This window comes from Haloferula sp. A504, from assembly GCF_044385805.1.
Classification (GTDB): domain Bacteria; phylum Verrucomicrobiota; class Verrucomicrobiia; order Verrucomicrobiales; family Akkermansiaceae; genus Haloferula.
In genome coordinates this window covers 129883-142560 of the sequence record NZ_JBISBU010000006.1, presented here as the reverse complement: position 1 = coordinate 142560, position 12678 = coordinate 129883, and the positions used below count along the sequence as shown (strand labels likewise).

Sequence of the window (12678 nt, the reverse complement as noted above, 5' to 3'; positions counted from 1 at the left end):
CCATGTTGCCTTGCTCGCGACGCTCATCCTGTGCTCGGGCCTTGCCCGGGCTTCCGTGCAGAACATCAACGGAGAACTGACGCCCAGCGACTTCCTCGCCACCGACAGCACCTCGAAGACGTTCTACTACGATCTCTACGAGCTTTCGAATCCAACGGCTTCAAGCGTGACCGTGACGCTCACCATCGATGCAGGGGCCCTCCTGCGTCCCTGGGCCGCCTACTGGTCGACCCCGCTTCTCCCCACCCCGGATTGGGAGTCTCCGACCGATATTTACAGCGCGGCCGACAACACGCAGTCCAGTGCCACTCCTGGGGACACGATCTCGTTCGCGTCGTTCAGCCTCCCTGCCGGGGCAACCTATCAGCTGGCCGTCGCCACCCAGAATTACAACCAGGACGGGGCTCAACTCGACACCTACCTCCTGTCCGTGGACGGAACCGGCGTGGAAATCGAGGCCATCCCGGAACCGTCCAGCCTGCCTCTGCCGTCGACCAGCATCATCGCCTTGGAGGGTGACGCGGTCCCGGAAGGTGGTGGCACCTTTCTGTCCTTCAACTCCCCCGTGGTGAACGATGCCGGGCAGATGGCATTCCGTGCTTTTCTCGCGGGCACACCGGGCGGGACCTTCGACGACCGGGCGATCTACCGCGGCACCTCGTCCGCCACACTCGCAAAGATCGTGCGCACGAACGATCCGTTCGGGGGTGATCTCATCGGTGAAGTCAATGCGCGCCCGGTCATCAACCAACTCGGTGAGATCGCGATCTATGCGGAGGCGGCTGCGGCCGGTGACATCCTCCTGCGCAGCAGCGCCGATGGTCTCAGCCTCACGGAGATCGCGCGCCGGGGCGACACGACTCCGACCGGTGATGGAGAGTTCGGCTTCTTCGACACGGTTGCCATCAACAACTCGGGAGCCGTCGGCTTTTATGCCTCGATCGACAACGCCGCGAATCCCGACGAATTCGAGGCCCTTTACAAGTCCGACGGAACCACCACCACGAAGATCGTGCGCTCCGCCCAGGAAGCGACCGTGGTTGGAGACACCTTGATCATTGAAAGCCTGGCGTTCAACGACGCCGGCCAGGTCAGCTTCTATGCCGACACCTTCGGCGGGGACGTGGTGCTCTATCTCGGGGATGGCACTTCCCTGGCCGAACTTTACCGCAACGGCGATCCGGTGCCCGATGCCGGCGGAGGCACCTTCAACTTTCCCACATTCCCCACGATGAACGAATCCGGGGACATCGCGATCGGCACCGTGATCGACGGAGCCCCCGGTTCGGACTCGGGCGTTTACCGGACGGTGAACGGGTCCTTCGAAAAGATCTGGCGGAAGGGAGACCCTGCTCCCGGCGGCTCCGCCATCTTCAACACGTACTCGGGCCTTCCCATCATCAACGACTCCGGCGAGGTTGCCTTCCTGGCCTTTCTCAACAACACCCCCAACGGGATCGACGACAACGGCGGGATCTTCGCCACTGACGGAACGGCGATCGTGCGGATCGCCCAGGAAAGGGACGTGGTCCCGGAAGGGACCGGTCGCTTCTGGCTGTTCGATGATCTGTCGTTCAACAACCACGGGCAGGCTGCTTTCCAAGCCAGGCTGAGGCTGACCTCGAACGGAAACTCCAATGACGAGGGTCTCTATTTCTACGATCCCGTCGAGGGCCTCATCAAAATCGCCCGTGAGGGCGATACCTTGCTCGGCAGCACGATCTCGTCTTCGTTGGCTACGCGGCCATTGACTCGGCCTCCGTCAACCCCGAGGGGACCGGCTTGAATGACTCGGGGCAGGTGGCCTATGCCTTCCAACTGGCGGACGGGCGCGATGGCATCGCGCTGTGGTCGGGCCCCGACCGATCGGCCGCGTCGCAACCGCCTTTCATCAGCTCCTTTGCTTTGGTGAGCGGCGACACCTGGGAGCTCACCCTGCAGGGCGCGGCCGGCTCGTCTTATGAGTTCCGGTCCTCTTCCACATTGGACTTCGCCCCCGGCACCTTGGTGGAAAGCCTGGCTCAGGGAGATGCGGTCAACGATCCAGGTACCGTGACCGGCGGCAACCTGCTGACCTTGGATAACAACGGGGAAGGCAAGGTTCGGATGACCCTGACGGGCCCCAGGAACTTCGTCAGAGCCCAAACCGCTCCCGGTCCTTAGCAATTCATCCGGGTATCCGTGATGCCCGACATCTGCCCCGCATGGAAAACGCTGGCAGTCGGCCTCAGCTCCATCGTCCAGGCCACCGCCACCCTGTTGGCCCGGATGTCAGCCACACACGAGAAGCCGGAATCCTCCAAGCACTCCCAAGGCGTTCGCCGCCTTCAGCCGAAAAGCTTGCCCAGCCCGCTCTTCAGGACGTCGCGCATCAGGTCGTCGAGACCCTGCTTGTCGTCGATCCTGGCATCCGCCCCGGCTTCGTCACCGTCCGGCGTGAGCTTGTCGATGATCAGGGGCAGGAAGGTTGCGAGCAGGGGCAGGATCTTTTTCAGGTCCACGCCCTTCTCGGCCGCCATCTTTTCGATCTTGTCCCGGCCCAGCGCGTCGGCGAGCTGGTTCTCCTCGACCACCTGATTTTCCCCGGTGCCGATCCACGAGTTCATGGCGTCCCCGAGGCCCGCCGACTCAAGGGTTCCCTTCAGGCCCTGGAGACCACCGGCCTCCTTCATCAGCGACTGTACCATGCCGCCGAGGTCGGCATTCTTTCCCCCGAACAAGTTGAACATGGCACCACTCTAGCCACCGCGCCGAGGCTGCCCAGACGAAAGGTGCCATTCCCCGGGAAGACTGCGGATTTCAACGTTGGACGTTCGATGCCTGCCCGCCCAAAGCACCGCATCCTCGAGGAGTGGGATCATCCCGACCCTTGCGGAGGCGGGTTCGATGTTCTAATCCCTCCCCACCATGTCCGACGCCCCGCAGGAAACCTCGCAGTCCACTGAAGCCGAACTGATCGCCGTTCGACGCGAGAAGCTCGCCAAGCTCCGGGAACTCGGCGTCGACCCCTTCGGCTCGGCCTTCGAGACCACCCACACGCCGGCCGAACTCCGCGCGAATTTCGAGGAGGAGAAGCAGGTCAAGGTCGCTGGCCGCATCACCGGCCTGCGCAACATGGGCAAGTCGTGCTTCTTCCACATCGGCGACGTGCTGGGCCAGATCCAGGGCTTCATCGCGGTGAAGAAGCTGAGCGACGAGCAGAAGGCGGTCTTCGACTGCCTCGACCGCGGGGATTGGATCGGGATCGAGGGCGAGACCTTCATCACCCGCACCGGCGAGCCGACGGTGAAGGTCGAGCATTTCACCGTCCTCTCGAAGTCGCTGCGCCCGATGCCCGACAAGTGGCACGGCGTCGCCGACCGCGAGCTGAAGTACCGCAAGCGTCACCTCGACCTGATGTCGAACGAGGAAAGCGCGGCGGTGTTCGTCGCCCGCTCGCAGATGGTCGCCGCCATGCGCGACTTCTTCCACGGCCGCGGCTACCTCGAAGTGGAGACGCCGATGCTCCAAAGCGTCGCCGGGGGCGCGGCGGCCCGTCCTTTCGAGACCCACCACAACGCGCTCGGCATGCCGCTGACGCTGCGCATCGCGCCCGAGCTATTCCTCAAGCGCCTGCTCGTTGGCGGCTTCACCAAGGTCTTCGAGCTCAACCGCAACTTCCGCAACGAAGGCATCTCCCGCCGCCACAACCCCGAGTTCACCATGCTCGAGGCCTACCAGGCCTTCGCCGACTTCGAGATCATGGCCGAGCTGGTCGAGGAACTCACCTGCCACCTCGCCGAGAAGTTCTGCGGGGGACTGAAGATCGAGCACAAGAACGAGGAAGGGAACGTCGTCCGCACCATCGACCTCAGCCGTCCATGGAAGCGCGCCAGCTACCACGATCTGGTCAAGGAGGTGGCCGGCGACGATTTCTTCGACCTCACGCCCGAGCAGCGCCGCGCCAAGTGCGACGAACTCGGCGTGCAGATTTCGGAAGAAATGGAGGACTACGAGGTCATCCAGCAGGTCTTCGAAAAGAAGGTCGAGGAGCACACTTTTGATCCCTGCTTCGTCACCCGCGTCCCCAGCGAGCTCATCCCGCTGGCCAAGGTCACGCCCGGTGGCAAGACGGTCGAGGTTTACGAACTCATCATCAACGGCCAGGAGATCAGCCCCGGCTACTCCGAGCTCAACGACCCCGACGTCCAGCGCGAGCGCCTCGAGCACCAGGCCGGCGGCGAGGAGGAACAACTCGTCGACTACGACTTCATCGAAACGCTGGAGCACGGCATGCCGCCCGCCGGCGGCATCGGCATCGGCATCGACCGCCTGATCATGATGCTCACCGGTGCCCCCACCATCCGCGACGTGGTGCTGTTCCCGCTGCTTAAGAAGAAGGAGTAGCCCCGCCCGTGTGCTGCGGTGGACCGCATTGGACCATCCACCCTTGTCCGGCCGGGTCCACGTCGTTCCTCCGTCATCAACGCTTCCCCCGAAGCCACCCGATCACCTTCCGCAACTCCGCCCGGTCCTCGTAGGCCGCCGGATGCCAGAGCATCGTCAGGTCGGTGGTGATCTCCGCCAACTCGGGCACCTCGCGGATCTCCAAATCCGGAGGCAGCGACGCCGTCCGCACGATCTTCGGCACGATCCCCACGAATCCTCCCTCCAGACACGCCTCGATCACCTGCGGATACGACGTGCATTCCAATCCCACCGTCGGACCACCGCCCGCCTCCAGTTCGGCCAGCCGTCGCCTGACTCGACCCGAGCCCTCCAACACCGCCAGCCGCATTCCGGCCAGGCGCTCCAAACGGATCTTGCCCCGCTTCAGCAGACCCTTCGACGCGACCAGCACCATGCCGTAGTGCCCGAGTGTCTCCGCTTCCAGGTCAGCTGGAGAATCCGCCACGCCGACCACCGCGAGATCGAGCCGACGGCTCCGCACCCGCTCCTCGGCCACCCGCGCTTTCAGGTTGTGAAAGCGGAGCATCACCCCGCCGAGCCCGGCCCGCGGTGCCAGCCGCGGCAACAACAGCCACTGGATGATGCTCTCACCGGCCCCGATGCCCACCACCGGCTCGCGGCCCGCGTCGATCTCCAGCAACCGACCGATCTCTCCCAGAAAAGTCCGTGCCGCCCTCTCGACCTCCGCCCCGGTGGTCGTCAGCCGATTCGGCGAGGATGATCGGTCCAGCAGCCCCAACCCGAGCCCCTGCTCCAGTTCCTTGAGCTGACGGCTGTAAAGGCTCTGCCGGTTCGGATCGCCCCCCGCCGCGTTCATCACACCTCCAGCCTCCGCCACCGCGCACAGCGTGCGAAAGCGCTCCAGCGACACGCCTTTCCTTCCGACAAACTCTTCTTTCATGACTACTCAGTCATGTAGGTTATGCCCTTCCAGATGGCAAGCCTCGGGAAATCTGATACACCTGAGTTCAGCCCGCCGACCTCCATGTCATCCGACGCCGCCACTCTTTCCAGCCCTCTGCGTTCCGGCACCCTTGTCCGCTTCCAAGGAGAGAAGGCACTTCATCGGATTCTAGGTGTCGCATGTTGGCGACCGGAGGGAAATCCGGCGCGGTATCGAATCGTGGCCTACTCGGCGGACCGCCGCTTCTGCGACCCCACGGTCTTCGAGGCACCTGCCGACCACCTTGAGGTGGTTGATGTTCCGACCGCAACAGGCCACGTGACCCGCCAGCCGGGTGCCCGCCATACCCACTGCCACGGTTGCCGCCGTCCGATCGACAGCCTTTCCCTGCCACAGTGCCCCACCTGCGGCTGGATCCGATGTAACTGCGGAAGCTGCGGCTGCAATTTCAACCACCGATACGACTGATGAACCTCCACTCCTCACTCACCCCGCCGAGCCCCGACGACCTCGCAACCTTCCTCAAGCTGGGTGCACGAATCCAAGAAAACGCTCTCCGGTCCGTCGAGCGCCGGAAGCCGGATCTTGCTTCGAGGATCGATACAGCGCCCGAGTCCATGATGCAGGAGAAGATTCATGATCAGGCGATGATCGCCGCCGTCTGCGCGGCCTGTTCCGAGGCGCACGGAGTCAACTTCTTCGAGGCAATGCTTCTGGCCTTTGCCGAGATCCACGGCGAAACCTCCAACCCGAAACCAAAACCACGATGACCCACGACCCACGCGACAAGCACGAAGACCCCCGCCTCAACCTCGATCCCTCCGACGACCCCTGGGGATCGCTCGCTCCCGACAACGAGGATTTCGCTCGTTCCAGCGAAGACGGCTGGTTTTACTCCGACGACGACACGGGGATCGACTCGATCCCCAGCGACGCCGAGCACTTCTGACCCGACATGATCACCGGAATCACCCTCGAGAACTTCAAGGCCTTCAAGGAACGGCAGGTCGTCCCCATCCGACCAATCACCCTGATCTTCGGGCCGAACAGCGCTGGCAAGTCATGCATCTTCCGGGCACTTGCGACGCTGAAGCATGCGCTCGCAACTCGTGGGAAGGGAGAACCTGATCGCGTGGATGCGGTCTGGTCTAGCTTCCGTCTCGGGGGCTGGCAAAATCTCGTGCACGGACATAGTGAAGAGGAAGGGTTTGCAATAGGCCTGCAATGGGATCCCTGCATTACTCGGCTTGGACAACATTCAGTAATTTCCGGAACTCCATTGTGGCGAACTAGTGAATCCCCTCATCCGGAAGAGCGCCTGTGGAGGTTTCGGAGACTCGATAGGGGAGGTGGTGCAGCCATCACATTTTCGTTGTCCCACGGCGGCGATGATTTGATCCGCTGCGATTTTATGAAGAGGAGGTTCGCGAAGGAAGACTGCAGCCAAATCCTCAAGCGCCTCAGAAGCCACGCGATCAGGCAACTCACAAAGTGGGTTGAAGCTAGCTCTACAAGATGTGGTTCTACCTCGCCTCCAAATCTTCGCGAGGTTACTTCATGGCTGGAAGGGGCTTTTGACATCCAGGCTATTGGTTCCAAGGAACACCCAATCGAGATTAACGAAAGCACTCCTTTTGATCCTCCAGACATCTTTGCGGAGGCTGCCGGCGTCAGGGATGAATGGGAGCTCTTCAGGGGGCTCTCTTGGCATCGAGCGGATTACGGCGAATCAATGATGGGCGAAGCTGATGCGGCTTGGATGTCCGCAATCCAAAACCGACAACTCGAAGTGATCCAGTTTCTTTGGACGAAGTGGTGTTCAACTCAAACACAAATCGATCCGTTACCGCGCTTCGACGCTCTTTCGCCTTTTTGGATTCACCTTGACCCTGTTCGGGAGAGACCCGAATACCCGCTAGATCTTGGTTCACTCCCTGATAATCCCCAAGCCGAGCCTTGGAGGTTGATGCTGCTCGACGACAGCCTTCGGCGGCGGGCCAGCAAGGCCCTCTCAAAGCTGACCGAGGGAGAGGTTCGGATTGAAGTTCGCACTCGCTCTACATTTTTCAGCAAGCCTGATGGCTCAAATGGCTCGGAGACAGAAAGGGTTGATAGAGAGCTTTGCTTCTTGCAGAGGGACGGCCTATCCCTATCGCTGCATGATCTTGGCTACGGCATCAGCACCGTTCTACCTGTTGTGGCGTCCCTGACGACACAAAGGGGAATGCTCATCTCCATTGAACAACCCGAGCTTCACCTGCATCCTAGGATGCAGGCCGAACTTGGGGACCTGTTTATCGATGCTGCCCTGCGACGTGGGGAGCCTGGCAGCGAGGTGGACAACTTGAATAGTCGCTTTCTGATCGAAACCCACAGCGAGCACCTCATCCTCCGCCTCCTCCGCCGGATCCGCGAGACCACCGAAGGCGATTCCGACGACTGGCCCGCAGCGCTACGGGAGGCTTGCCCGGGCGGGATCCGCCCCGAGGACATCGCCGTTCTTTACGTGAAGCCCGGCGACGAAGGCGCCGAGATCGTCGAGCTCCCGGTCACCTCCGACGGCGACTTCGACCGCCCGTGGCCATCCGGCTTCTTTACCGAACGAGCGAAGGAGCTTTACTAATCCCCATGATTGCTGAGTGCGCGGTGGAGCCTGAGGTGATGGCGGAGTGGAAGCACTTTCACTCCCTGCACGGAGACTTTGGCGTCGGACAAGGACGGTTACTTTGCCAGTTTCCGTCCAAGTGGAGAAAGCAGGTCCTTCAGGCGGTGACTCGGTTTGAGCAGGAAGGACGGAACAGCGCGCGTCAGGCGGCAAGGATTCTGGCCCAGGTCCAACAAGACTTGTTCGAAAAGAACGACCCGCAACCCAGCGCATTTCGTCGAAGTCTGGTGAGCTCTTTGCGGGACTTCCCGGCTGCATCTTGCTGGGTCGACGCTGCTCGGGTGGTTGCCGAGCCGTTCGACCTCATCATTCACAGTGGGGCTCCGTCTTCAGACCGGGAGCTTCAAGCGGGCGAATTCTTGCGGAGTGAAGAACCGTTTCACCGTCCGCAACAAATTGAGGTGAGGCGACTCGCTTCTGATCTCATAGCCATTGGCTGGGCCTGTTTCCGGCGAGCAAAGGAAATCTACGTCGTTGATCCTTTCTTCCGTCCATGTGATTCTAAGTACCACAAAGTTCTTGGGCATCTCCTTAGTCGGCTTGAGAGGGAAGCCAGCCGCCCAGCACGACTTGAGGTGCATACTAGCATTGCAAGAACTACCTACAATTCAGAACTCCAGAAGCGACACTGGGACCGTTGGGCTCGTGATCATTTGCCGAGCGATTGGACGCTCAAGGTCGTGCATTGGAAGGAGCTCGAAACCGGCGGTAGACTGCACGCCCGATACATTCTGACAGATTTCGGAGGTATCGACTACAATTGGGGCACGGACGAGGATCCGGGTGAAGAAACTCAAGTGGGTCTGCTCTGCGATGATTTCTGGCTGAGGCTTTATAATCGCTTTGCTTGGCAAGACGGAAATCTCCCAGAGCCGTTCCAAAAAGAAACGGACCGAATCCTGACGATTAAAAGATGAGACAAGTCGACGATTACAGGAAAACTCTACCAGGCATTACGGAGCGTCTGATGGAAGACATGAACCAAAATCGAGAATACCCGAATCAGGATGGCGACGAATACGGATTCTTTGACGGAATCACCAAGGACGTTCTACGCGACCTGATGATGGTGTCCCAGCAACTCCAAGAGGCAATTCTGATAGCGTCCGCAACGTCGAGGCGATTGAGGCATTTTCCGAACTCCCGGAGAACCTTCAGATGGAGGCCCTCCAGAACAATGTCGTCCAGACTCTGTGCGCCATGGAGTGCGCGAAAGTGGTCGGCGGCAGTTTTTTGATGTCCGTAATCACATCGCTGATGAAGGTCAGCGGGCACGAGGAAGCTCTTCGTTTGATTCATGAGATCGAAGAGGAGGTCCGTGATCTGTGACCCTTTTCCTGTTTTCCATTACCTGCTCAGGGGTGACTTTTTCGGAGTTCAAGATAACCAAACGTCACGTCCTTCGGTCGACCATCCTCTCCAACTTCAGAATGGAGTGACCACCCCGCCCGCTGATAGAAATAGATGTTCTTCTCTCGCGGAGAATCAGGGCACCAGCCGATGCGGGCGAACGCAAGGACCGCACCTTTTCTCTCCGCTTCTAACTGGAATCGCTGCAACCCATCGGAGCCATACCCTCGGTCTCTGATGGCCTCGCCCACACAAATGATCTTCAAGTAAGCGATTGGCCAACGGGGGCCTGGAAGGGGGATGGTTCCCGCCAGCCCGTGAACGTCGAGATTCAGGTGCTCACCCAGATCCTCGGGGAATTCGCACAGATAAGCCTCCCAATATCCGATCTGTGTGCCGGTCTTCAGACATATCTGCCCTTCAAATCTTCGGGGATCGGGTTTGGCGTCACATTCGAGCGGTCCGAGCGGTAGTTTCATGAGGGATTCGACAACCGATTGTTGGCCGAGGATGCAGTTGGCAGGAAATCTCTATTGTGTGGCGACTCACTCCAACTCCCAGCCGAGATCCTCGGCGACTTCCTCTGCAAAGAGAGGAACGGTTTTTCGGAGTGCGCCGAGAACCCTTTCCGGCGTGATTTCCCGCCCGTTCCCGCTTCGGTCGTCGGCGATCCGCCGCAGGCAGTCGGTCACCCGTTCCGGTGAATGCTCGAAGAGAGTGAGGAGGTAATCCTGAGGATGCACGGCATCTATGTCCCACGGAGCAAGATCGCGTTCCTGGAAGTGCTTGAGGTTGGCGGTGACGATGATCTGGGCCTGCCCCTTGATGGCCGTGGCAAGGACATGACGGTCTTTCGGGTCGTTGGTCAGGACGGGAACGAGCGTTTCGCCGCCCTCGACGAGGGCTTCTGGAAACGCCTTCATTACCTCGGCCCTCCAGCAGGCGGCCTTCTCCTTTGAATAGGGACGCTTGAATTTCGTCATCTGGGTCCGCCGGACCTCCTCGAGAATCACCATGGAGAAGACCGGTCGATAGAGCCGGGGATGCTCGGCAAGCCGAAGGAGGATGTCGCAAAGAGCCGGCGGACAGAGCACGCAGGCGTCGAGACAGGCGATGAAATCCCCCTTCATCAGTCCTCGTCCCCGCCCATGGAGTCCTCTTCGAAGTCCTCGTCGTCCGCGATCCGGGTGAGGCGGGCGAGCGAGGCCTTGCGGTCCTGATCGCGTTGCCGGCGATACGCCTGAAGATCCTTCAGCGCGACGCGGCGGTGGGTGCCGACGAAGTGGAAGGGAATTTCTCCCGACTCAAGCAGATTGACGAGGAATGGACGCGAGCAGCCGAGGAAGTTGGCGGCGGCCTGCGTCGTGAACTCCTCTCCCTGGGAGAGGATCTGAACCGACTGCCCCGAGAGCAACGCACGGGTGGCTTGCGTGAGGATGTGGAACAGCGCGGGCGGCATCTGGATGTGCCCTCCCTCGGGGCCGAGGAGGATTGGAGGCTCCTTGCCGTTGATGACCTCATGGACCTTCTCCAGAAGCTCCCGATCGGTGGGACTCAGTGTGTCTGACTCGGAGGATTTCATGGCTTGTGCTGGAAGAGAGCATAAGCGAAATATTCGAAGCAAGCAAAATAAACGCATTCACGATCCAGTGTTCTGCCCAAGCACGTGAATATCGACGCTTGAGGGATGACTCCTACCCGTCCCGCCCCATCACCCGCTTCAGGTACTGGTCGAACAGCGGCACGGTGAAGGCGGTGTCGCCGTGGCTGGGACTCCAGACCATGCCCTTGCGGATGAGGTTGCCGCGGGTGGGGGCGAGGGACTGGACCTCGCGCCCGAGCTGCTGGGCGATGTCGCCGGAGCGGTGCGGCCCGGGACCGAGGGTCGCCATTCCGCGCAGGTAGCGTTTCTCGAGGGGCGTGAGGCGGTCGAAGCGGACGCGGAAGAAGCTCGCATCGAGCGCCGCAGTGGCGGTGACCGTGGCTTGCCGGGCGTCTTCGGCGGTGATCGGGCTGGCGTCGGCACAATCCCACGAGTGCTTGCCCCATTCCTGGAGGAAGTAGGGATAACCCTCGGTCTGGTCGAGGATGTGGCGCAGCGCCTCGTCCTCGAACTCGACGCCCTCCACGCGTGCCGGCTCGACGAGCGCGATACGGGCGTCGGCGTCGTCGAGTGGGCCGATGACCGGAAAATCGAAGAGTCGCTCGGCGTAGGACTTGGCCTTGCCCATCAGGCCCGGGAGCTGGGGCAGGCCGGCCCCTACGAGGGCGACCGGCAAGCCCCGCTGCGAGGTGCGATGCAGGGCGGTGACCAGCGAGGCGAGCTGCTCTTCCTCCACATACTGGAGTTCGTCGATGAACATGACGAGCGACGTGCCTCCGGCTTTGGCGGCCTCACCGACCGTTTCCAGCAGGTCCTGAAGGTCGCTTTCGAGGTCGCCGTTGTCGGCGAGACCCGGCTCGGGTTCGAAATCCATCCCGACCTCGATATCCTCGAATCTCATCTTCAGCGCGCTGGCGAAACCGGCGAGGGCTCGCAAGGCACGCCGCGCGCGATCCTTGGCGGCCTCGATCCGGGAAAGCTTCAGCAGCACGGTCCGAAGCTGCGGGGCAAGCAGGGCGGGCAGCGAACGCACCTCCGGTGCCTCGGCGCGCAGCGCGAAATGGCCCGCCTGCTCGGCATCAAGACGCATGCGATCCAGCAGCACGGTCTTGCCAACCCCGCGAAGACCGACCATCAACACACTTTTGCTCGTGCGTCCGAGGCGGATCCGCTCGATGGCGATGCGCACGTTTTCCCTGATCGCGTCCCGTCCCGCGAGTGCCGGAGGCTGGCTGCCGGCCCCCGGGGCGTATGGATTTCGGATCGGGTCCATGGGGATTTGTATCAAAGTTATCCCAAATTACAAGAATCTTGTAAACCGGTGTAAGAACCCTTGATGTCGAAATCTTGAGGTCGGAAATCGCGACATCAAAGGTCCCCAACTTGAAATCACGATCTGTGACCTTGAAGAACGCCGACTTGACCTCCTTAAACTCGCACCATTCCGGCTAACCAGGATTTCTCACGTCCCGTGAGAAATCCGCCCAGAGGGCCAACGGAGTCGGGGTTAGCCCCGATAGGCACTGCAACACACTGTCTAACAAAAATAATCGCCAGAATCCCCTGCAGTGCCGTATCGGTCCCGACCCGGTCGGGATGCAATTCATACTCGTGAGAAATGCAGGCTAATGGCTGACATCCCTTCGGGATGAAATGGGATTGCTTGAACAACGACAAAAGGAAGGCGGTGTCAGCAACCATCCTGTC

Annotated in this window: 14 protein-coding genes; 8 read left to right on the top strand and 6 right to left on the bottom strand. The window is 61.0% G+C overall.

Features of this window, described 5'->3' with window-relative positions; all coding sequences use genetic code 11:
* Positions 1 to 10: 10 nt before the first annotated feature.
* Both ACG2LG_RS05110 and ACG2LG_RS05105 read left to right on the top strand, forming a co-directional pair.
* Positions 11 to 1786, top strand: coding sequence for a choice-of-anchor tandem repeat NxxGxxAF-containing protein (locus ACG2LG_RS05110; protein WP_396256925.1), 1776 nt, complete (start codon positions 11 to 13; stop codon positions 1784 to 1786).
* Positions 1787 to 1800: 14 nt separating this feature from the next.
* Positions 1801 to 2163 carry a hypothetical protein gene (locus ACG2LG_RS05105; RefSeq protein ID WP_396256923.1) on the top strand — a complete coding sequence of 121 codons (363 nt, stop codon included), beginning with the start codon at positions 1801 to 1803 and terminating at the stop codon, positions 2161 to 2163.
* Positions 2164 to 2327: 164 nt separating this feature from the next.
* Here the strand turns inward: ACG2LG_RS05105 and ACG2LG_RS05100 are convergent, their stop codons facing one another.
* Positions 2328 to 2729 carry a YidB family protein gene (locus ACG2LG_RS05100; RefSeq protein ID WP_396256922.1) on the bottom strand — a complete coding sequence of 134 codons (402 nt, stop codon included), beginning with the start codon at positions 2727 to 2729 and terminating at the stop codon, positions 2328 to 2330.
* A 178-nt stretch (positions 2730 to 2907) separates the two neighbouring features.
* On the opposite strand from ACG2LG_RS05100, the gene lysS reads away from it, so the two are divergent.
* Complete coding sequence (gene lysS, locus ACG2LG_RS05095) at positions 2908 to 4386, top strand: lysine--tRNA ligase (RefSeq protein ID WP_396256921.1); 1479 nt, start codon at positions 2908 to 2910, stop codon at positions 4384 to 4386.
* 76 nt (positions 4387 to 4462) lie between these two features.
* Here the strand turns inward: lysS and ACG2LG_RS05090 are convergent, their stop codons facing one another.
* On the bottom strand, positions 4463 to 5350 hold the full coding sequence (locus ACG2LG_RS05090; protein ID WP_396256920.1) for a LysR substrate-binding domain-containing protein: 888 nt from the start codon (positions 5348 to 5350) through the stop codon (positions 4463 to 4465).
* Positions 5351 to 5970: 620 nt separating this feature from the next.
* On the opposite strand from ACG2LG_RS05090, the gene ACG2LG_RS05085 reads away from it, so the two are divergent.
* The 5 genes from ACG2LG_RS05085 to ACG2LG_RS05065 all read left to right on the top strand — a co-directional run bounded on the left by ACG2LG_RS05085 (position 5971) and on the right by ACG2LG_RS05065 (position 9347).
* Positions 5971 to 6123, top strand: a complete 153-nt coding sequence (locus ACG2LG_RS05085) for a hypothetical protein (RefSeq protein WP_396256919.1) — start codon at positions 5971 to 5973, stop codon at positions 6121 to 6123.
* Positions 6120 to 6302 (top strand): hypothetical protein, encoded by a 183-nt coding sequence (locus ACG2LG_RS05080; protein ID WP_396256917.1) that lies wholly within the window; start codon positions 6120 to 6122, stop codon positions 6300 to 6302. The genes ACG2LG_RS05085 and ACG2LG_RS05080 overlap by 4 nt, the downstream gene beginning before the upstream one ends.
* A 6-nt stretch (positions 6303 to 6308) precedes the next feature.
* The gene (locus ACG2LG_RS05075; RefSeq protein WP_396256915.1) at positions 6309 to 7976 is read left to right on the top strand and encodes an AAA family ATPase; all 1668 of its coding nucleotides are present in this window, start codon (positions 6309 to 6311) and stop codon (positions 7974 to 7976) included.
* A 5-nt stretch (positions 7977 to 7981) separates the two neighbouring features.
* Positions 7982 to 8935: a hypothetical protein gene (locus ACG2LG_RS05070; RefSeq protein WP_396256914.1), complete on the top strand. Its 954-nt coding sequence runs from the start codon at positions 7982 to 7984 to the stop codon at positions 8933 to 8935.
* 241 nt (positions 8936 to 9176) lie between these two features.
* Positions 9177 to 9347 carry a hypothetical protein gene (locus ACG2LG_RS05065; RefSeq protein WP_396256912.1) on the top strand — a complete coding sequence of 57 codons (171 nt, stop codon included), beginning with the start codon at positions 9177 to 9179 and terminating at the stop codon, positions 9345 to 9347.
* A 26-nt stretch (positions 9348 to 9373) separates the two neighbouring features.
* On the opposite strand, the gene ACG2LG_RS05060 is transcribed toward ACG2LG_RS05065, so the two are convergent.
* The 4 genes from ACG2LG_RS05060 to ACG2LG_RS05045 form a co-directional block, all read right to left on the bottom strand.
* Positions 9374 to 9847, bottom strand: coding sequence for a hypothetical protein (locus tag ACG2LG_RS05060; protein WP_396256910.1), 474 nt, complete (start codon positions 9845 to 9847; stop codon positions 9374 to 9376).
* Between the two features lie 66 nt (positions 9848 to 9913).
* On the bottom strand, positions 9914 to 10498 hold the full coding sequence (locus ACG2LG_RS05055; RefSeq protein ID WP_396256909.1) for a PIN domain-containing protein: 585 nt from the start codon (positions 10496 to 10498) through the stop codon (positions 9914 to 9916).
* Positions 10498 to 10950, bottom strand: coding sequence for a helix-turn-helix domain-containing protein (locus ACG2LG_RS05050; RefSeq protein WP_396256907.1), 453 nt, complete (start codon positions 10948 to 10950; stop codon positions 10498 to 10500). Before ACG2LG_RS05050 ends, ACG2LG_RS05055 begins: the two co-directional genes overlap by 1 nt.
* 112 nt (positions 10951 to 11062) lie before the next feature.
* Complete coding sequence (locus ACG2LG_RS05045) at positions 11063 to 12244, bottom strand: AAA family ATPase (protein ID WP_396256905.1); 1182 nt, start codon at positions 12242 to 12244, stop codon at positions 11063 to 11065.
* Between the last annotated feature and the right edge of the window lie 434 nt (positions 12245 to 12678).